We start from the raw sequence: 18,398 nt of genomic DNA on the forward strand, positions 1-18,398 counted from the left end.
CCTGCGACTTGAGGTCGAACGAGGTGAGCGCCCGATTGTTCCATCGACGATGGAACAAGGTTTGAGCGCGTTGCCAGGCTGAATTTTCTGAACTTTCTCTTGATCCCTTCCCCGTGCATTGCCATCTTGCGGCGCACAACACGGGAGCGCATGCAATGACCAGGGCATTGTTGTTGATCGACATCCAGAACGGCTTCTGCCCCGGCGGAAATCTTCCCGTCGCAGACGGTGATGCAGTCGTAGCGATCGCCAACAGGGTGATCGAAAAGGGCGGCTACGATCTCGTGGTCGCGTCCCAGGACTGGCACCCGGCAAATCACGGCAGCTTCGCCTCCCAGCACCCTGGCAAGAAACCCTTCGACATGGGCGTGCTGTCCGGCCAGCCGCAGGTGATGTGGCCGGATCACTGCATCCAGGGCACGCCGGATGCGGAATTCCATCCCGACCTCGACACAGCCCGTATCGATTATGTCCAGCGAAAGGGCGAGAACCCTGCCGTCGACAGCTATTCCGCCTTCCGCGACAACGACAAGGCAGCGATCACAGGCCTTTCGGACTATCTCAAATCAAAAGGCGTCACCGAACTCGACCTCATGGGTCTGGCCACGGATTACTGCGTTCACTTCTCCGCACTCGATGCCGTCGACATGCTGCCAGGGGCCAAGATACGGCTCATCGCCGACGGCTGCCGCGGCATCGACCCAAAGGGCGTCGAGGAAGCGCTCGCCGCCATGGCACATGCCGGGGTCGAGATCATCGACAGCACCCGAATCGGAATCTGAAGACAGGCCTGCAAATGATCCGTGCGATTGCCTTTTTTCGCGCCACGCGTTAGAGGCCAGCGCAAGAGCAGACAGGGAGGACACCCGGTCATGGACATCATCACCACGATCGCCGCTTTGCGGGAAAAGCTCGCCATTCACCGACGAAACGGTCAGGCGATCGGTTTCGTGCCGACGATGGGCTATCTCCACCAGGGGCATCTCAGCCTCGTTTCCCGGTCGAAAGCCGACAACGACGTGACCGTCGTGTCGATCTTCGTCAATCCGCTTCAGTTCGGAAAGAATGAAGACCTGGAGAAATATCCGCGCGATCTGGAGCGTGACGCATCTCTCTTGCGCGCGGCGGGCGTGGATTTCCTCTTTGCGCCGTCCGTCGCCGAAATGTATCCCGAACCCATGCAGACCGTGGTCGACCTGCCGAAACTCGGCGCGGAACTGGAAGGGGAAGCGCGCCCCGGCCACTTCGCTGGCGTCGCGACCGTCGTCACCAAGCTCTTCAACATCGTTCAGCCGGATGCCGCCTATTTCGGCGAGAAGGACTACCAGCAGGTGACGATCATCCAGAAGATGGTCGAGGATCTGGCACAGCCGGTGCGAATCGTGCCGGTCACCACGGTGCGCGAGGCGGATGGCCTCGCCTGCTCCTCGCGCAATGTCTACCTGTCGAAAGAGGAACGGGCCGCCGCCGTTATCGTCCCGCAGACCCTCGCAGAAGCGGAGCGCCTGCTGTTGACCGGGATCAGGAACGTCTCCATGCTGGAGGCAAAGCTCCTGGAATTCCTGCGCACGGAACCCTTGGCCGAACCGGAGGTCGTCGCGATCCGCGATCCGCAGACCCTGCAGCGCATCGAAACGGTCAACGGCAACGCGCTCGTGCTTCTTTACGTTCGCTTCGGCAAGACGAAGCTTCTCGACAACCGCATCATCGGCCAAGCGGCCGCCACCGGCATGGAGGCCGCCTGACATGAGCACACCACCCCGCCAGAAACGCCTGACCCCGGCTGATATCGGCGCCCTGAAAGGCGTCCGCCCGATCGTATCGCTGACCGCCTATACGACACCCATCGCCCGGATCATGGATCCCCACTGCGATCTGCTCCTGGTCGGGGACAGCCTCGGCATGGTTCTCTACGGTCTCGACACGACCGTCGCCGTCACGATGGAGATGATGATCGCGCACGGCCAGGCCGTGATGCGTGGCACGAAGCGCGCCTGCGTCATCGTTGACCTGCCTTTCGGCTCCTATCAGGAGAGCAAGGAACAAGCCTTCCGCAATGCCGTGCGCCTGATGAAGGAAACCGGCTGTGACGGCGTCAAGCTCGAAGGCGGCGCGGAAATGGCCGAAACCGTCGACTTCCTGGTATCGCGCGGAGTTCCCGTCTTCGGTCATATCGGCCTGATGCCGCAACAGGTGAACACTTCGGGTGGTTACCGCTCCAAGGGCCACAGCGAGGCCGAACAGGACAAGATCCGCCGCGATGCCAAGGCCATCGATGAAGCCGGCGCTTTCGCCATGGTGATCGAAGGCACCGTCGAACCCATCGCCCGCGAGATCACCACCATGGTCAAATCCGCCACGATCGGCATTGGCGCCTCGCCGGCCTGCGATGGCCAGATCCTGGTTTCCGACGACATGCTCGGCCTGTTCAACGAGTTCAAGCCCCGTTTCGTCAAGCATTTCGCCGAACTCGCCAACGTCATCGACAAGGCGGTTTCGGACTATGCGGAAGAGGTAAAGGCTCGGACGTTCCCCGGTCCGGAGCACACGTTCCAGGTCCGACCGAAGAAGTAATCCTCAGGCTTCCGGCCTGCGCTCCAGTTGGTCAATACCGTCATTGACGTCATCGACGTGCCGCATCAGGAGCGCCTGGGCGTCGCGAAGCCCGGCATTGTAGAGATACGGCCCCGCAAGCCTGAGCATTTCATCGAGCAGGCCTTCGGCTTCGAAGCGGCCAATCTCCAGATCGAACTCGTCACTCAGATACGCCTTCAGTTCCAAGGCGATGCGGCCACGCGCGTCCTTCGGGAAGCTGTCATCGTTCATCTTTTCCTCCCCTGCCCTGCAGGCGCTTGCCGATAGCCGCACCACACCAAACATCAATCGCGATGGTCGTTCCATCAATCCTATTGGTTTGCGCACGGACAGCCAACAGGCTAGCCAAGGCCAAAAGCCAAAGAGATCCGCATGCCGAACGCCGCACACGCCACTCGCTCCGATTTCGCCGAAGGTGCATTGAAGGCCCTTCCGGTGATCATCTCAGCAGGCCCTTTCGCCATCCTGTTCGGCGCCGTCGCAGTGGCCAACGGCCAGACGGTCGCGGAAGCCACGCTGATGAGCGCAGTCGTCTATGCAGGCGCCAGTCAGTTGGTCGGCATCGAACTCTTCGGCCAGCATGTACCGCTCTGGATCGTGGTTCTATCGATCCTGGCCGTCAACTTCCGTCATATTCTGTATTCGGCTGCTTTGACCCCGTTGGTCGACCATTTCACCCTGCCGCAAAAGCTGCTGAGCTTCTTCCTGCTCACCGATCCCCAGTTCGCCGAAACGCTGGCGCGCGGAGAAACCGGCCATAAAGTCACCTTCCGCTGGTATCTCGGCTTCGGCACGGTCATCTATTTCCCCTGGGTCGTCATGTCGGCGATCGGCGGCATGCTCGGCAAGATCATCGGCGACCCGGCGATCTGGGGCATTGACGTGCTGCTGCCGATCTATTTCATGGGGCTGGTGCTTGGCTTCCGCAGGCGCAGCAATTTCCTGCCGATCGTTGTCGTGAGTGCCGCGGTATCCGTCCTGGCCCAGCATCTCGTCGGCGCGCCCTGGCATATCAGCATCGGCGCCATTGCTGGCGTGGCGCTGGCCGCCCTCCTGCCGCCGAAGACACAAGGTGTAGCGGAGGAGCAGGCGTCATGAGCGCGCTTTTCACGCCCTACATGGTTCTGCTGATCCTCTCGGCAGCGGTTGCCACCTACCTGACGCGGATCGGCGGATATGTGTTGGTCAAGCGTCTCAAGACCATGCCGCCGCGTCTGGAGGCCGCACTGAACGCCGTACCAGCGGCTGTGCTGACCACCCTCGTCGCCCCGGCCTTTTTCGCCGGCAGCATCGACATCAAGCTCGCCATGGCGGTTTCCCTGCTTGTCGGCCTTCGCTTCTCGGCCATCCCGATGCTAATAGCGGGATGGGTAGTCGTCATGGTGCTGCGTCAGGTCCTGGTCTGAGATCAGCGCCCGAAAGGCGCCGTCGCCTTTTCGAGCCAGGCGCGCTGCGCCGGATCTGAGATCAGAGGCATCAACGCGTCGCGCGTCTTCTGGTGATAGTCGTCCAGCCAGCGCAACTCGTCGCGTGTCAACAGATCCTCGACGATCAGCCTGCGATCGATCGGAACGAAGGTCAGTGTCTCGAAACCGAGCATCGGTTGATCGCCGCCCTCGACGGCCTCTGCCTCGTGGACATAGATCAGGTTTTCGATGCGGATGCCGAAGCTTCCCGGACGATAGTAGCCCGGCTCGTTGGACAGGATCATGCCCGGCAGCAGCTCCTGGGTCGAGACGCGCGAGATCCGCTGCGGGCCCTCATGCACCGAGAGATAGGAGCCGACGCCATGGCCGGTTCCATGGGCGAAATCGGCACCCGCCTTCCACAGCGCGATACGCGCCAGCGGATCGAGATCGCAGCCGCGCGTTCCCTTCGGAAAACGCGCCGTGCTGATCGCGATCATGCCCTTCAGCGCCAGCGTGAAGAAACGCCGCTGCTCGTCCGGCACCGCGCCGACGGCCAGCGTCCGGGTGATGTCTGTGGTCCCGTTCACATATTGTGCACCGGAATCGATCAGGAACATCTCGTTCGCGCGGATCGAACGATCGCTCTCGGTCGTCACGCGGTAGTGCATGATGGCAGCATGTTCGCCGGCCCCGGAAATGGTCTCGAAGGAAATGTCCTTGAGCGGATTCTGCATGTGCTCGCCGACCCGTGTCCGCGCAGCTTCCAGTGCCTGGGCAGCTGTGATCTCGGTGAGGCTGCCGGCCGGCTGTTCGTCGAACCAGTGCAGGAACTCGACCATCGCAACGCCATCCTGCAGATGAGCGGCGGCAGAGCCGTTCAGCTCGACCATATTCTTCACAGCCCGCCCGAGCTTGGCCGGATCATTGCCCTCGACCACCACGCCACCGAATTCGCGGATCATGTGGCCAAGCACATGCGGCGCGAGATCCGGATCAACCAGAATACGCGCACCGCCCGCCGAAAGCCGCTCCAGCCGCTCGGAAAGCAATTGCGGATCGACCTGCTCGCAAAGATCACGCAGGTAGGTTTCGACGTCGAGATTGGTCTTGCGCGGATCCAGAAACAGTTCAGCCGTCCCATCCGCCTTGATGAAGGCACGCGACAACGGGTGCGGCGTATGCGGAACGTCATTGCCGCGAATATTGAAGATCCAGGCGACTGACGATGGATCGGTGATGAAGACGGCGGCGAGCCCCCGCTCCGCTAGGTCGGCGGCGATTTTCGCAATCTTGTCCTTGGCCGGAACACCAGCCTGGTTTTCGGCCTGAATGGCGACTTTGCCGAGAGGCTCGGCCGGCCGGTCGGTCCAGAGCCGATCGACTGGGTTGAACGACAGCAGCACCAGCGCGCCGCCGATCTCCGCAAGCGCCTGTTCCAGCCTGCGCACTTCTGCGCCCGTGTGCATCCACGGGTCGATGCCCAGACGGAACCCCTTGGCCGCATGGTTGACGATCCACTTGTGCGGAGGCTCGCCGATCAGATCGCCCGCCGTGAACACGGCAGGATCGACCTGCTGGGCGAGCTGCGTGACATAACGGCCATCGACGAAGACGACCGCCTGACTGACCGTTACCAGCAACTGTCCCGCAGAACCGGTAAAGCCGGTCGCCCAGGCAAGGCGCTCGGCCGAGGCCGGCACATATTCTCCGAGATACGCGTCGGAGCGAGGTACGAGCAGCCCATCGATCTTGTTGTCGGCAAAGAGCCCGCGCAGGGACTCGATGCGGGCTTTGCCGTGCTGCGGAGTGGATTTGACGTCGAAGGACTGGAACATGGGATGCCTGCGGCTGATGAACGGGATTCTGTCCGGCTTTATAGCAAGCCCGACCTCCCCTGCCCATCCGCAGGATTTGCCCCGGCACGGATATGACACCAATCTTACCATATATCCGCCATGCCTAAATTTAAGGTCGGCCTTATGTTGCTATGCAGCAATTGCAGGGCTCCCGTGCCCAAATCCCCCTGCCTCGACGGACCGAGCGCGCCTATATGATCAGCATGACGACGCGGTGACCGCGTTGAACCGAAAGGATCAGAGAAATGGCCAAGTCCTTCCTGCGCACAGCCCTCGACAATTTCGTGGAAGCCCGTCAGCGCCGGGCCGATCTCTACGCAACGGGCGCCCTGCTCTCTCTCGATGACGCATCGCTGAAGGCCATGGGCCTGACCCGCGACGAGCTGCGCCGTCGTCCGTCGCGGCACTCCCTCATCTGAGACTTCACGATAGCATCCGCTCGAGCGCTCCTCCCACGCTCGCGGACCAAGGCGCGGCATGATGCCGATGCCAAAAAGGCGGCCCCTTAGGGAGCCGCCTTTTTTTATTGCCGTATCGCGAACAAAGGGCCTGACTCTGGGAGTCAGCCCTTCCCTTGCGTAAAGTGCATGGTCACCCAGCCGTTCCGCCAGATCGTGCGCACATGCGAAAGACCTTGGCCGCTATAGGCCGCGATCACCTTCCAACGTTGGTTGGCGAGGATCCCCGACAGAATGACCGAACCGTTCGGCGCCAGATGCGTCACCAGCTGCGGTGCCATCTTGATCAGCGGCCGCGCCAGGATGTTGGCGATAACAAGGTCGAAGGGTCCGTGTTCGCGAAATGCGGTCGAATGAAATCCCGGTGCCGTGCGAAAATCGATCGCATCGACCACCTTGTTGCGCCGCGCATTGTCGCGCGCCACACGCACGGCGATCGGATCGATGTCGGTGGCGAGAACCGGGATCGGCAGGAGTTTGCGTACCGCAATCGCCAGGACACCGCTGCCGGTACCCAGATCAAGCGCATTGCGCACCTTGCGCGACCGCGCGACCGTTTCGATCACCTCAAGACAGCCGGCAGTCGTGCCGTGATGCCCCGTGCCAAAAGCCTGGCCCGCATCGATTTCGATGGCGATGTCATGCACCTGCACCTTGTCGCGATCATGCGAACCATGAACCAGGAAACGCCCTGCCCTGACAGGCGTCAGGCCCTCCAGCGACTTGGCGATCCAGTCGATGTCAGGAATGACCTCGCGTTCGATCGCAAGCTCGGCAAACTCTTCGGCGATCGCGCCTGCGAAACGGTCACGAACCGCCTCTTCATCCTCCATCATCAGATAGATCGAGGCTTCCCAGATATCCGCCTTTTCGTCGACCTCGGTGGTCGCGATGGCAAAATCCTCTTCACCGAACTCGAAACCCAGCAGATCGAGGACACGATTGGCATTCTGTTCGGTCGTGCTGACATATAGGCGGATTTCGCTCACGGCTGTACTTCCTCGGACGTCTGAAGGTCAGGCGTTGCGGTACAACGCAATGGCCGCCAAGGCAACCGCCGCAGATGAAGGGCGGATCAGCCCTTCATCAGGTTTTCGAGCTTCTTCACCGCCGTATCGGGGTTTTCGCCGTAAGCGATCGTGCCCTTGAAGCGTCCGTCCGCATCGAGCAGGAAGACGGACGCCGTGTGATCCATCGTGTAATCGCCATCAGGCTTGCTTTCGTCGAGCGGCACCTTCTTGGCATACACGCGAAAACCCTTGATGACCTCCGCGATCTTCGCCGGCTCCCCGGCAATGCCGGTCACCCGATCGGTGACATTGGAGATGTACTGGCCAAGGAGCTGCGGCGTATCACGCTCGGGGTCAACGGTGACGAAATAGGCCTGCAGGCCCTTCGCGTCGGGATCGACCTTTTTCAGCCAGCCATCAAGCTCGAACAGCGTGGTGGGGCACACTTCGGGGCAATGGGTAAAGCCGAAAAACAAGGCCGTGGGCTTGCCGCGAAAGGCCTGTTCACTGATCGGCTGGCCGTTCTGGTCGACGAGCTGGAACGGAACGCCGAACGGCGCTTCTGCAATCTTCTCGCCGGACTGCGTAACAGAATAGGTCAACCAGCCGAGCGCACCAGCCATGAGAATGACGGCGGCCCACAAGACGATGCGAATGGTTTTCATGAACGAAAATCCTTGGCGACAAAAAATTCCAATGTCGAGCCGGATAGTCCGAAGGCGGCGCAAAAGCAATTCAACTTCAAGCGACGACGCAGTCAGCGCCAATATGTCACGGCGAATACGCTTCTTCCGCTCAGAAGCAGTATGCCAGGCCGGAATCGATCAGCGACAGAAAAATCTCGCTGCCGAAGCGCATCCAGCCGAGGAAGATCAGGAACGCGGCAAGAAGACCGGCAAGCCCAAGGGCTGCCAGCGGAAGATGCCGCGACCTGTGTTCCGAATGGATCATGGTCTCAACATACCGCATTTGCAGAGACAAGACACGTCCTTTCGCAGCCGGACGCCGACCACTTGACGGATATCAAGGAAGGGAATCAGCTTTTGCTGACACATTGTCGCAGCACCAGCGTCTTGGGAGGGACAGATGGAACAGCAAGCGGTCAAGGACGGCTCCGTGCCGAAATTCCGGATCAACCGACTGACCTTGGAGGATGTCGGTAGCGCCTTTGCGGATGGCATGCGCGATTTTCGCACCTACCCTCTTTTCGGCCTGTTCTTCGGCGCGATCTATGCGCTCGGTGGGGTCTTCATCGCAGTGATGCTCGCCTATTATCATCTGCCATGGATGATCATCCCCGTCGCCATTGGCTTTCCCCTTGTCGGGCCCTTCGTCGCGGTCGGGCTTTACGAGATCAGCCGGCGCCATCGCGCTGGTGAACCCGTTGGCTGGAAAGCGATCCTGACCGAGGTCTTCCGGCAGAGAGAGCGCCAGCTGTCATGGATGGCCTTCGTCGTGCTGTTCATCTTCTGGATCTGGATCTATCAGGTCCGCCTGCTGATGGCGCTGCTGCTCGGCTTCCGCATTCCGGCAACGCTCAACGCCTTTGTCGACCTTGTTCTGACGACGCCTCAGGGTCTCACCTTCCTGGCGATCGGCACCGTCGTCGGCGCCGTCCTTGCAACGATCCTGTTTACGGCCACCGTGATCTCGATGCCGCTGCTGCTCGATCACGATCCGGATTTTGTCACCGCCATGCTGACCAGCCTCAGGACCGTCATCGAAAACCCGATCCCCATGCTGGCCTTCGGTCTGATCGTTGCTGTCGCCGCTTTTCTGGCTCTGGTGCCGATATTCGCCGGTCTGCTGGTTGTCCTGCCGATTGCCGGTCACGCGACCTGGCACCTCTACAGGCGGGCAATTTCAACATCGCCATGACGAGAATTGATCGAGCGGCCTACAACGGTAAATTAAATTAGCTTAGGTTTAACTATAGCGTGCGATTCTGCCGCAGCGTCGTGGCCCGCACCGCCACACGGACATGACCGTCCTCAGGTCTTCACACCTGATCTTCGCATGACACGACAACGGCAGATCGCCTGCCGGACCGAGCCTGGGGAGATACAGCTTGTTGAACTACATTACGGGAAAGAACCTGTCGGTCAGACAGCGCCTGATGACACTAGGCGCAGCCGCAGTGTTCGGCATCGGCTCCATGCTGGCCGTCGGCTGGTACCAGAATGCGCAGCTCAACCTCTCCCTGGAACGGGCCATCACGGTGAAAGCCGAGGTCGAGAAGGTCAATGAGATGCGGCTGGCCAATGCCAATCTCGTCCTGGCCGCCATGGACACGATCATCGATCGCGGCGAAGGCAGTATCCAGCCCGAGCGCATTGAGATCATCAATGCCGCAGGAGACATTCTCGTCGAAGGCAGCGCCACGCTCAAATCCATCGCGGTAGAAGCCGGTGCGGCTGGCGAAGCGGGAACCTACGACCAGGATCTGCAGGCCGTCCTCCAGGCCATCAAGGTCGACCTGAAGCGAATGGTCGAGACCGGCGCACCGGAGGCGGACTATGCCGCAATCGATGACGCCATCGATGGTGCGGGCGAGCGACTGGGAACCACGCTGAACAATGTCTCCGCCCTTGGCGGCAACATTGTCGAAGAACGCGTTGCAGAGGCCACCCAGCGCAGTGCCGAGGCCCTCTATGTTCAGTTGCTCCTGGGCGTGATTGCATTCATGACCGTGCTCAGCCTGCAATTCATCCACGGCAACTCGATCGCCAACGGCATCCGCGCCGTTGCCCGCAGCATGCAGCGGATCGTCGACGGCGATTATCAAGCCGCCATCGAGGCCACGGAGCGCGGCGACGAAATCGGCCGCATGGCCAATTCGGCCGACATCTTCCGACAGGCAGCCATCGAAAAGCAGGAACTCGAGGAGCGCACCCGCAGCCAGCGGCTGCAGGACGAAAGCGAACGCGAGCGCCGCATGGCCGACGCGGAATCCGATACGCGCGCCCTCAAGCAGGCCGTCGATGCACTTGGCGACGGCTTGAAGAAACTTTCGGAAGGCGACCTCTGCGCCGCAATTGGCGCCGCCTTCCCGCCGGATCTCGAAAGCTTGCGCCACGACTTCAACCAGGTCGCGACCAACCTGAAGAAGGTGATGACGGAGATTTCCAGCAACAGCAGCTCGATCCACGCCAACAGCCAGCAGATGCGCAGCGCCGCCGACGACCTCGCCCGCCGCACCGAACAGCAGGCTGCCTCGCTGGAGGAAACCTCGGCAGCCCTCTCCGAAATAACCCAGACCGTCAAAACCTCGACCGAACGCGCCGAGGAAGCCAGCCACATGGTCGACAATGCCAAGGACTATGCCGAGAAGTCCGGCGAAGTCGTCAATGATGCCATGGCCGCAATGAACCGCATCGAGGATGCGACCGGCGAGATTGGCAAGATCATCAATGTGATCGACGAGATCGCCTTCCAGACCAACCTCTTGGCTCTTAACGCCGGCGTCGAGGCCGCCCGCGCCGGGGAAGCCGGCAAGGGCTTTGCCGTCGTCGCCCAGGAAGTCCGCGCGCTCGCCGGCCGCGCCGCAGAGGCCGCCCGCAATATCAAGACACTCGTCACAAGGTCCAGCGAGGAAGTGCGCAGCGGCGTCGATCTGGTCACCGCCACGGGCCAGGCTCTGCACCGCATCGGCGAAGATGTTTTACGAATTAACGAGCACGTTAAGGCAATCGTTACCAGCGCGCGTGAACAATCAGTGGGACTGAGCGAGATCAACTCGGCCGTCGGACAGATGGACCAGGTCACGCAACAGAATGCGGCAATGGTGGAGCAGACCAACGCGGCATCCCATACTCTGGCCAGCGACGCCGAGAACCTCTCGCGACTGGTCGGACAGTTCAAGATGACCTTGGGCGAGACTGCTCATGCAAACGCTTGGGAGCCGGCTGCCGCCTCAGCTCCCGCAAGACCCTCTCCCGCGCGCGCTCTGATCAACAAGGTGGCGGGAACATTCAATCGAACGGCCTCGGCATCCGCAAGCGGTGCCGCTGCAAAAGAACACTGGGAAGAGTTCTAAGATGAGCAATGCTATCAAACAGTCGGGTGCGTATCTCGAAATCGTGTCCTTCCATCTCGGCGATCAGGAATTCTGCATCGACATCATGGCGATCCGGGAAATCCGCGGCTGGGCACCGGTCACCCCGATGCCGCATACACCGCCCTACGTGCTCGGCCTGATCAACCTGCGCGGCGCCGTCATTCCCGTCATCGACATGGCCTGCCGTCTCGGCATGAAGATGACCGAGCCGTCGGAACGCGCCGCCATCATCGTCACCGACATTGCCGGCAAGCTGGTGGGCCTTCTGGTCGAACAGGTCTCCGACATGATGACGATCCGCTCGGAGGATCTGCAGCCGGCACCGGAAATCATTCCGGAAGCCCAGCGTGCCTTCTGCCGCGGCATCGTGGCGCTCGAAAAGTCGATGGTCTGCTTCCTCAATCTCGACACCGTCATCGCCGACGAACTCGCTCAGGCCGCCTGAGCCGCTTCTCTTCCCAGAACATGGACCCCGGATTTCGGGGTTCATGTCTCAATGTCTGCACCGCGGTTGGGCACGCTTCCAATCGCGCTTTTGGCGTTTGCCGACTGAACGCCACACATGTTTTTTTAAAAACAGTATCTTTTGTAATGGAACCGGTGGCAGCATCGCGCGTTTCTCCATTGCTTCCGACGAAGCGGAAGTTTCTGTAAGGAAACCAAGGAGAAATACTATGAATTCTGCAGTAAAGATCGCGCTCGCCGGTGCCATGTCTATCGCGTCCTTCTCGGGCGTTGCACTGGCTCAGACAGCTGACCCGATGGTCGATGCGACCACCACCACGAATTCGACGGCTGCCATGACTGACGGCGTCAGCATCATCCGTCTCGACAGCCTGGACAACGACCAGGGCCGCCAGGAACACACCCGTCTTGAAAAGATGGTGAACGACCAGGCCGCCATGTCGAAGGCCCAGTCTGACGTCAGCGCCGACCCGGCTGTTGGTGAAGCCCTGAAGGCTCAGAGCATCGAAGCCACCAACGTCATCTCCGTTGAAACGGCAGCCAATGGCGGCAAGATCGTCTACGTCCGTTAATCAACGAGACGCGCAAAAGCCCCGCAAGCTGAAACGCTGCGGGGCTTTTTTGCTTTCCAAGTCAGCGTCGCGGCAACGGCTTATTGCGGTTTTCCGTTCGTCCAGGTGACATTCTGGTTGAACAGAGGCACCGTCGAGATCGACATCTTCGCCGATCCTTCCACCACCTGACGCGAATGTGCCAGATAGATCAGCGTGTCGTTCTTCTTGTCATAGATGCGGTTCACGACGAGCGACTTCCAGATGATGGAACGCCCTTCGCGGAACACCTCTTCGCCTTCTTCCGACAGATCGATCTGGCCGACCTCGATCGGCCCCGTCTGTCGGCAGGCGATGGAATTGTTGGAGGGATCCTCGAACCAGTTTCCGTTGCTCAGACGGTCGATGATCGACCGGTCGAAATAGGTGACGTGGCAGGTCACACCTTTCACGTCCGGATCTGTCACCGCTTCCACGACGATGTCGTTGCCGACCCAGTCGACGCCGACCTTGCCGACGACCTCGGCCAAAGCGGGACCCGCGATGCCGGCTGTGAGAGCAGCGATGAAAAACAGTCGACGCGGAGACATGGCCTCACTCCTTTGTGATCGATAGGCTTCTAGATAAGACGGCGGTTCAGCCTTGCAAGGCGGCGGCCGTCTTCTTTGGCTTGCGTGCAAACGAACACGCGTCGTAACCGCTGCGATGCAGCCGGCCGGGATTGAGGGCAAGCCGGGTCGCCAGATCCATCAAGCCGCTCGCACCCGCCTGACCCGCCATGGCGAGGCAGGCCTGTGCGCAGATCCGCGCGTCTTCAGCCGCATTGTGATGCTGGAAGGAGAGGCCGAGATGTGCGGCGAGCACATTCAGGCGATGCGATCCGAGATCCGGCCAGTGCCGCTGCGCGAGCTTGACGCTGCAGAGATAGGAGAACTCCGGATAGGGCATTCCGTAGAAGTCGAGACTGGCGCGGATGACCGAGAAATCGAAGGCCGCGTTGTGGGCCACCATGACAGCCCCCTCGAAGTCGCCGAAAAACTCCGCCATGACCTCGGGGAACTCCGGTGCGAAGGCAACATGCTCAGGCCTGATGCCGTGGATAGCGGTATTGAAGGGCGAGAACCGGTTGCCGGGTGGACGAATCAAACGCTCCTCGACCCTCACCACAACGCCATTCTCGATGAAGGCAAGGCCGACAGAACAGGCACTCGCCCGAGCCTCGGTGGCGGTTTCGAAATCGATGGCGATCGCGCGCTCGTGGAACGATGCAGGGCTGGACATGCAACCGGCATAAACCGCCGGGCGGATTCGGGCAACCGCCTGACCCCGACGCTTGACAATGGAAAGCTCTGTCTGCAGCTTGAACCCATGACTTTCGCGATCTCGATCCACCTCGTGACCATGATGACCGTCGCCCTTCACCAGGGCGCTGGGCGTGTCTCGACGGTCTGATCGACCGCAAGTCATCCCCCGGCAACCCTGCGAGACAGCCGGGTTGCAGGAACCGGCTCTCTCCATTGACTGAAAGTGAGAGCCAATGCACGCACCCGCCACCCCTCCTCCCGTCTCGTCGGCAGCCTCCTGGCCCGAAGGCCTGGTCATCCGCTCCGCCACGCCAATCGACGCCCAACAGATTGCCGATTTCCACAACCTGCCGGGTTACCGAAGCGGCACCCTGCGCCTGCCCTACCAATCGGCGGATGAAGTCCGCCGCTACCTCGAGCAGCCGAGCAACGGCAGCATGAACCTTGTCGCCGTCATGGATGATCTGATTGTCGGGGATATCGGCCTCATCCGCGCAAACGGACGCCGATCCCATACGGCCATGGTCGGCATGGGCATCCATGACAGGTACCACCGCCGCGGCATCGGCCGGGCTCTGCTCGGAGAGGTCATCGCGATTGCCGATCAGTGGATCGGTTTGCACCGCCTGGAACTGACGGTCTTTTGCGACAACCAGGCAGCCATCGCACTTTACCAGTCCTTCGGCTTCGAGACGGAAGGCGTCCACCGGGCCTTCGCCTTTCGCGACGGTGCCTATGTCGATGCCTTTGCCATGGCGCGCCTCAGGATGTGAAGCCGGAGGAAGCCGCCCCATCCGGCGGGCCTTTCACCATATCCGGCCTTTTCGCCCCGGCCCCCTGTACTTTTGCGGAGGTTCCAGATAGGAACGGCGCCAACATACCCGCACTCGGCGGGCGCGGAGCCTGTGCCCGCACCATCCATCACTTTCGAAAGACAAACCGATGACCAATTTTGACGCCATCGTCCCGGCGATTGCCGAGGCCTTGCGCAAGCGTGGCTATGAGACGCTCACCCCCGTTCAGGAAGCCATGATCGACCCCGAACTTCTGGGCCGCGACGCGCTGGTGTCCGCCCAGACCGGCTCGGGCAAGACGGTGGCCTTTGGTCTCGCCATGGCTCCGACGCTTCTCGAAGGCGAATCTCGCTTCGGCCGCGCCGGAAAACCGCTCGCGCTTGCAATTGCGCCGACCCGCGAACTGGCCATGCAGGTACAGCGCGAGCTGGAATGGCTTTATGCCGAGACCGGCGCCATCATCGGCTCCTGCGTCGGCGGCATGGATATCCGCAACGAACGCCGTGCGTTGGAACGCGGTGCCCATATCATCGTCGGCACGCCGGGCCGTCTGCGCGACCACATCACCCGCCGCGCGCTGGATTTGTCCGAACTGAAGGTGGTCGTCCTCGACGAAGCAGACGAGATGCTCGATCTCGGCTTCCGCGAAGACCTCGAATTCATTCTCGAAGAATCGCCGGATGATCGCCGCACGATGATGTTCTCGGCCACCGTGCCGCGCTCCATCGCCGATCTCGCCAAGAGCTACCAGCGCGACGCCCGCCGCATCGAGACCGTCTCGGAAAAGAAGCAGCACGTCGACATCGAATACCGCGCTCTGATGGTTGCCAATCCCGACCGCGAGAACGCCATCATCAACGTGCTGCGCTTCTATGAGGCCCGCAACGCCATCGTCTTCTGCTCGACCCGTGCGGCCGTCAACCACCTGACCTCACGTCTGCACAATCGCGGCTTCTCCGTCGTCGCGCTCTCCGGTGAACTGTCGCAGAACGAACGCACACACGCGCTGCAGGCCATGCGCGACGGCCGTGCCCGCGTCTGCATTGCAACCGACGTCGCCGCCCGCGGCATCGACCTGCCCGGCCTCGAACTCGTGATCCACGCCGATCTGCCGACCAATTCCGAAACCCTCTTGCACCGCTCGGGCCGTACCGGCCGCGCTGGCAACAAGGGCGTCTCCGCGCTCATCGTGCCCAACAGCGCCCGCCGCAAGGCCGAGCGCCTGCTGGGCGGCGCCAATGTCCAGGCCGCCTGGGCGCTGCCGCCGTCGGCCGACGAAGTCATGGCCCGTGACGACGAGCGACTGATGGCCGATCCGTCGCTGACCCAGCCGATCGGCGAGGACGAAAGTGCCATGGTCGCGACCCTGCTTGAAACCCACGGCGCAGAACAGGTCGCCGCCGCGTTCCTGCGCCTGCAGCGCGGCAATCGCTCGGCACCGGAAGACCTGATCCCGGTCAATCCCGAAGCCGTGCGCAAGCAGCGCGAACCGGATTACGCCAACCCGTCGAGTGCAGCGACCAAGCCGCGCAGCGAATTCGGCCCCAGCGTCTGGTTCTCGGTCTCCGTCGGCCGTCGCCAGAATGCCGAGCCGCGCTGGCTCATCCCGATGCTCTGCCGCAACGGCAACATCACCAAGAACGAAATCGGCGCGATCAAGATGCAGCCCGAGGAGACCTTCATTGAGATCTCCGAAAGCGGCCTAGACACCTTCGTTGCAGCGCTTGGCCCGAATTCGGCCCTGGAGCGCGGCATCACCGTGCAGCGCCTGCCCGGCATGCCGAACTTCAACGCCGCCCCGAAGGAACGCGCCGCCCGCCCGCCGCGCGAAGAGGGCGAACGCCAACCTTACGCCGACAAGAAGCCTTACGGCGAGAAGAAGGCCTATGGTGATAAGAAGCCTTACGGGGAGAAGAAACCCTTTGGCGACAAGAAGCCCTACGGCGACAAGCCTGCCTATGGCGACAAGAAGCCCTATGCCCGCAAGGATGAGGCCCCGGCCCGCGCACCGCGCGATGCCATGGCGGCAACCGACGCCGAAGTCTGGGGCGATGCACCGGCCAAACCCGCATTCAAGAAGCCGAAGAACGCGTCCAATGCCTGGGACAAGTCGGCCAAGCCCGACTGGGGCGGCAAGCCCAAGGGTGACAAGCCTGCCTATGCCGGTAAGCCGAAGGGCAAGTTCGACGACCGGGGCGCCGCTGGCGGACCGAAAAAGAAGACCTTCAAGCCGAAAGGCTGATCGGATCCTTGCAGGCCCCGTGAGGGGCCTGCCCGCCCCTGCCTTCCCCGCCGCCTGACCCGGTTTAATCCACCAAACGGTGCCAGAACCAAAGTTTGGCCCTGCAGCCATGGAACAACACATTTCCCTCCCGCATTGTCGGCGGGCATGGGAAGGTGGAACAATGGCATCGACAGCAATTCGGCAGACGACGAGCACGGACGTCGACGCGTTCGTGAGAGGCATTGCCCGCGGATTTGCCGGCGCCCTTCTCTTTTCCATTCCCATGCTGATGACCATGGAAATGTGGTTCCTCGGCTTCTACATGTCGCGGGAACGTCTTCTCCTCCTGCTGGTCCTCAACATCCCCCTCCTGCTCGTGCTGTCGCACCGGATCGGCTTCGAACACACGGCCACCTGGGCGCAGTCGGCGCGTGACGCCATCGTCGCCTATGGCATGGGCATCATTGCCAGTGCCGCCTTCCTGGTCCTGCTCGGCGTCATCTCGATCGACATGCCCGTCGACCAGTGGATCGGCATGGTGGCGATCCAGGCCGTCCCCGCCAGCATCGGTGCCATGCTCGGCCGCAGCCAGCTCAGCATGTCCGACGACGACGATGAAGACGACGAGGGCGAAGACGACCAGGACGAGAAGTCAGGCACCGGATATGCGATGGAGCTGTTCATGATGGCGGTCGGCGCCCTCTTCCTGTCGCTGAACCTCGCTCCGACGGAAGAGATGATCGTACTCGCCTACAAGATGACGCCCTGGCATGCCCTCGCGCTCGCGCTCGTCTCCATCCTCCTGATGCATGGCTTCGTCTATGCGCTCGCATTTCGCGGCGGCCACACTCTGGAGAAAGACCAGCCGCGCTGGCACGCCTTCATCCGCTTCACTTTGCCGGGCTACATGGTGGCGCTCACCGTGAGCCTCTACGCGCTTTGGACGTTTGAGAGGCTGGACGGCATGGCGAGTGTTGAAGCCCTGCTGGTCGTCATCGTGCTGGCCTTCCCCGCCGCCATCGGGGCGGCCGCTGCCCGCCTCATTCTTTAAGGAGCTCGAAATGACACCGTCACGTTTGAGCAGCAATGCCGAAAAATCCCGTCCACACTGGGTCGAGTGGGTGACAGGTCTCGTCTCGCTCGCCGCGATCTGTGCCGTCATCGGCTGGCTCGTCGTCGATATCTGGACCGCCGAGGATCGCCAGCCGGAACTCGTCGCCCATGTCGTTTCGACCGAAAAGGTCACCTCAGGCTGGCAGGTCGTCTTCGAACTGAGAAACACGGCGACGCTTGCCGCAGCCGGCGTCGAGGTTCGTGCGCAACTCCTCGACAAAGCCCGGCTCGTGGAAGAGGCGGAGGTGACGTTCGATTATGTGGCTGCGGGATCGCTCTCGCGCGGCGCCGTCATCTTCGAAAATGATCCTTCGACGCTCACGCTCAGCATACGCGCTGTCGGTTTCACAGAGCCATAAATGCAACCGGCCGGATTTGGCAATAACGCAATCTTAGGTTACGTTTTCACCAAAGCTTAATTTTTAGAAGGATAAATTCAACACACGCGGAAAGGGCACTCAATCGACCCGACGCGACTTTACGGTAGAATTACACATCCGCTTGCCTATAACGCTAGACGAAGGACTGCAGCCACCATGGCCGACAGTCTTTTTCTGGCATG

At 61.4% G+C, this 18,398-nt stretch carries 21 protein-coding genes; 14 read left to right on the forward strand and 7 right to left on the reverse strand.

Annotated features, from left to right (window positions below; all coding sequences use genetic code 11):
* Window positions 1-155 precede the first annotated feature (155 nt).
* The 3 genes from pncA to panB all read left to right on the forward strand — a co-directional run bounded on the left by pncA (window position 156) and on the right by panB (window position 2,574).
* Window positions 156-782 (forward strand): bifunctional nicotinamidase/pyrazinamidase, encoded by a 627-nt coding sequence (gene pncA, locus DMY87_RS07975; RefSeq protein ID WP_110790755.1) that lies wholly within the window; start codon window positions 156-158, stop codon window positions 780-782.
* Window positions 783-872: 90 nt separating this feature from the next.
* Window positions 873-1,745 carry a pantoate--beta-alanine ligase gene (gene panC / locus DMY87_RS07980; protein ID WP_110790756.1) on the forward strand — a complete coding sequence of 291 codons (873 nt, stop codon included), beginning with the start codon at window positions 873-875 and terminating at the stop codon, window positions 1,743-1,745.
* A gap of 1 nt (window position 1,746) precedes the next feature.
* A complete protein-coding gene (panB, locus tag DMY87_RS07985; RefSeq protein WP_110790757.1) occupies window positions 1,747-2,574 on the forward strand; it encodes a 3-methyl-2-oxobutanoate hydroxymethyltransferase in 828 nt (275 codons plus the stop codon).
* Window positions 2,575-2,577: 3 nt separating this feature from the next.
* On the opposite strand, the gene DMY87_RS07990 is transcribed toward panB, so the two are convergent.
* Entirely contained in the window at window positions 2,578-2,826 is a 249-nt protein-coding gene (locus tag DMY87_RS07990; RefSeq protein ID WP_110790758.1) for a DUF2164 domain-containing protein, read from the reverse strand.
* 141 nt (window positions 2,827-2,967) lie between these two features.
* Between DMY87_RS07990 and DMY87_RS07995 the strand changes: the two genes are divergently transcribed.
* Entirely contained in the window at window positions 2,968-3,693 is a 726-nt protein-coding gene (locus DMY87_RS07995) for an AzlC family ABC transporter permease (RefSeq protein ID WP_110790759.1), read from the forward strand.
* A complete protein-coding gene (locus DMY87_RS08000; protein ID WP_110790760.1) occupies window positions 3,690-4,001 on the forward strand; it encodes an AzlD family protein in 312 nt (103 codons plus the stop codon). The genes DMY87_RS07995 and DMY87_RS08000 overlap by 4 nt, the downstream gene beginning before the upstream one ends.
* 2 nt (window positions 4,002-4,003) lie before the next feature.
* On the opposite strand, the gene DMY87_RS08005 is transcribed toward DMY87_RS08000, so the two are convergent.
* Window positions 4,004-5,839 carry an aminopeptidase P family protein gene (locus tag DMY87_RS08005; protein ID WP_110790761.1) on the reverse strand — a complete coding sequence of 612 codons (1,836 nt, stop codon included), beginning with the start codon at window positions 5,837-5,839 and terminating at the stop codon, window positions 4,004-4,006.
* A 266-nt stretch (window positions 5,840-6,105) separates the two neighbouring features.
* Between DMY87_RS08005 and DMY87_RS24135 the strand changes: the two genes are divergently transcribed.
* Window positions 6,106-6,279, forward strand: coding sequence for a hypothetical protein (locus DMY87_RS24135; RefSeq protein ID WP_165826174.1), 174 nt, complete (start codon window positions 6,106-6,108; stop codon window positions 6,277-6,279).
* Window positions 6,280-6,422: 143 nt separating this feature from the next.
* Here DMY87_RS24135 and DMY87_RS08010 read toward each other — a convergent pair whose 3' ends face one another.
* The 3 genes from DMY87_RS08010 to DMY87_RS24140 form a co-directional block, all read right to left on the reverse strand.
* A complete protein-coding gene (locus DMY87_RS08010; protein ID WP_110790762.1) occupies window positions 6,423-7,307 on the reverse strand; it encodes a 50S ribosomal protein L11 methyltransferase in 885 nt (294 codons plus the stop codon).
* Between the two features lie 86 nt (window positions 7,308-7,393).
* Entirely contained in the window at window positions 7,394-7,993 is a 600-nt protein-coding gene (locus DMY87_RS08015) for an SCO family protein (RefSeq protein WP_110790763.1), read from the reverse strand.
* 130 nt (window positions 7,994-8,123) lie between these two features.
* Window positions 8,124-8,279: a hypothetical protein gene (locus tag DMY87_RS24140; protein WP_165826175.1), complete on the reverse strand. Its 156-nt coding sequence runs from the start codon at window positions 8,277-8,279 to the stop codon at window positions 8,124-8,126.
* A gap of 135 nt (window positions 8,280-8,414) precedes the next feature.
* Between DMY87_RS24140 and DMY87_RS08020 the strand changes: the two genes are divergently transcribed.
* The 4 genes from DMY87_RS08020 to DMY87_RS08035 all read left to right on the forward strand — a co-directional run bounded on the left by DMY87_RS08020 (window position 8,415) and on the right by DMY87_RS08035 (window position 12,422).
* Window positions 8,415-9,206, forward strand: a complete 792-nt coding sequence (locus tag DMY87_RS08020; protein WP_110790764.1) for a DUF2189 domain-containing protein — start codon at window positions 8,415-8,417, stop codon at window positions 9,204-9,206.
* Window positions 9,207-9,396: 190 nt separating this feature from the next.
* A complete protein-coding gene (locus DMY87_RS08025) occupies window positions 9,397-11,364 on the forward strand; it encodes a methyl-accepting chemotaxis protein (protein WP_425353477.1) in 1,968 nt (655 codons plus the stop codon).
* 1 nt (window position 11,365) lies between these two features.
* Window positions 11,366-11,830, forward strand: coding sequence for a chemotaxis protein CheW (locus DMY87_RS08030; protein ID WP_062278961.1), 465 nt, complete (start codon window positions 11,366-11,368; stop codon window positions 11,828-11,830).
* A 229-nt stretch (window positions 11,831-12,059) separates the two neighbouring features.
* Complete coding sequence (locus DMY87_RS08035; protein WP_110790765.1) at window positions 12,060-12,422, forward strand: hypothetical protein; 363 nt, start codon at window positions 12,060-12,062, stop codon at window positions 12,420-12,422.
* Window positions 12,423-12,502: 80 nt separating this feature from the next.
* On the opposite strand, the gene DMY87_RS08040 is transcribed toward DMY87_RS08035, so the two are convergent.
* Together DMY87_RS08040 and DMY87_RS08045 are read right to left on the reverse strand one after the other, a co-directional pair.
* Entirely contained in the window at window positions 12,503-12,991 is a 489-nt protein-coding gene (locus DMY87_RS08040) for a CreA family protein (protein ID WP_110790766.1), read from the reverse strand.
* A 46-nt stretch (window positions 12,992-13,037) separates the two neighbouring features.
* Entirely contained in the window at window positions 13,038-13,682 is a 645-nt protein-coding gene (locus DMY87_RS08045) for a 3'-5' exonuclease (RefSeq protein WP_110791012.1), read from the reverse strand.
* A gap of 256 nt (window positions 13,683-13,938) precedes the next feature.
* On the opposite strand from DMY87_RS08045, the gene DMY87_RS08050 reads away from it, so the two are divergent.
* The 4 genes from DMY87_RS08050 (at window position 13,939) to DMY87_RS08065 (ending at window position 18,195) form a co-directional block, all read left to right on the forward strand.
* Complete coding sequence (locus DMY87_RS08050) at window positions 13,939-14,478, forward strand: GNAT family N-acetyltransferase (protein WP_110790767.1); 540 nt, start codon at window positions 13,939-13,941, stop codon at window positions 14,476-14,478.
* A gap of 169 nt (window positions 14,479-14,647) precedes the next feature.
* On the forward strand, window positions 14,648-16,741 hold the full coding sequence (locus tag DMY87_RS08055) for a DEAD/DEAH box helicase (RefSeq protein ID WP_110790768.1): 2,094 nt from the start codon (window positions 14,648-14,650) through the stop codon (window positions 16,739-16,741).
* A gap of 163 nt (window positions 16,742-16,904) precedes the next feature.
* Window positions 16,905-17,774, forward strand: a complete 870-nt coding sequence (locus DMY87_RS08060) for a TIGR02587 family membrane protein (RefSeq protein WP_110790769.1) — start codon at window positions 16,905-16,907, stop codon at window positions 17,772-17,774.
* Window positions 17,775-17,784: 10 nt separating this feature from the next.
* Entirely contained in the window at window positions 17,785-18,195 is a 411-nt protein-coding gene (locus DMY87_RS08065) for a TIGR02588 family protein (RefSeq protein WP_110790770.1), read from the forward strand.
* Window positions 18,196-18,398 lie beyond the last annotated feature (203 nt).

Origin of the sequence: Peteryoungia wuzhouensis (genome assembly GCF_003205195.1) — a bacterium.
Classification (GTDB): domain Bacteria; phylum Pseudomonadota; class Alphaproteobacteria; order Rhizobiales; family Rhizobiaceae; genus Allorhizobium; species Allorhizobium wuzhouense.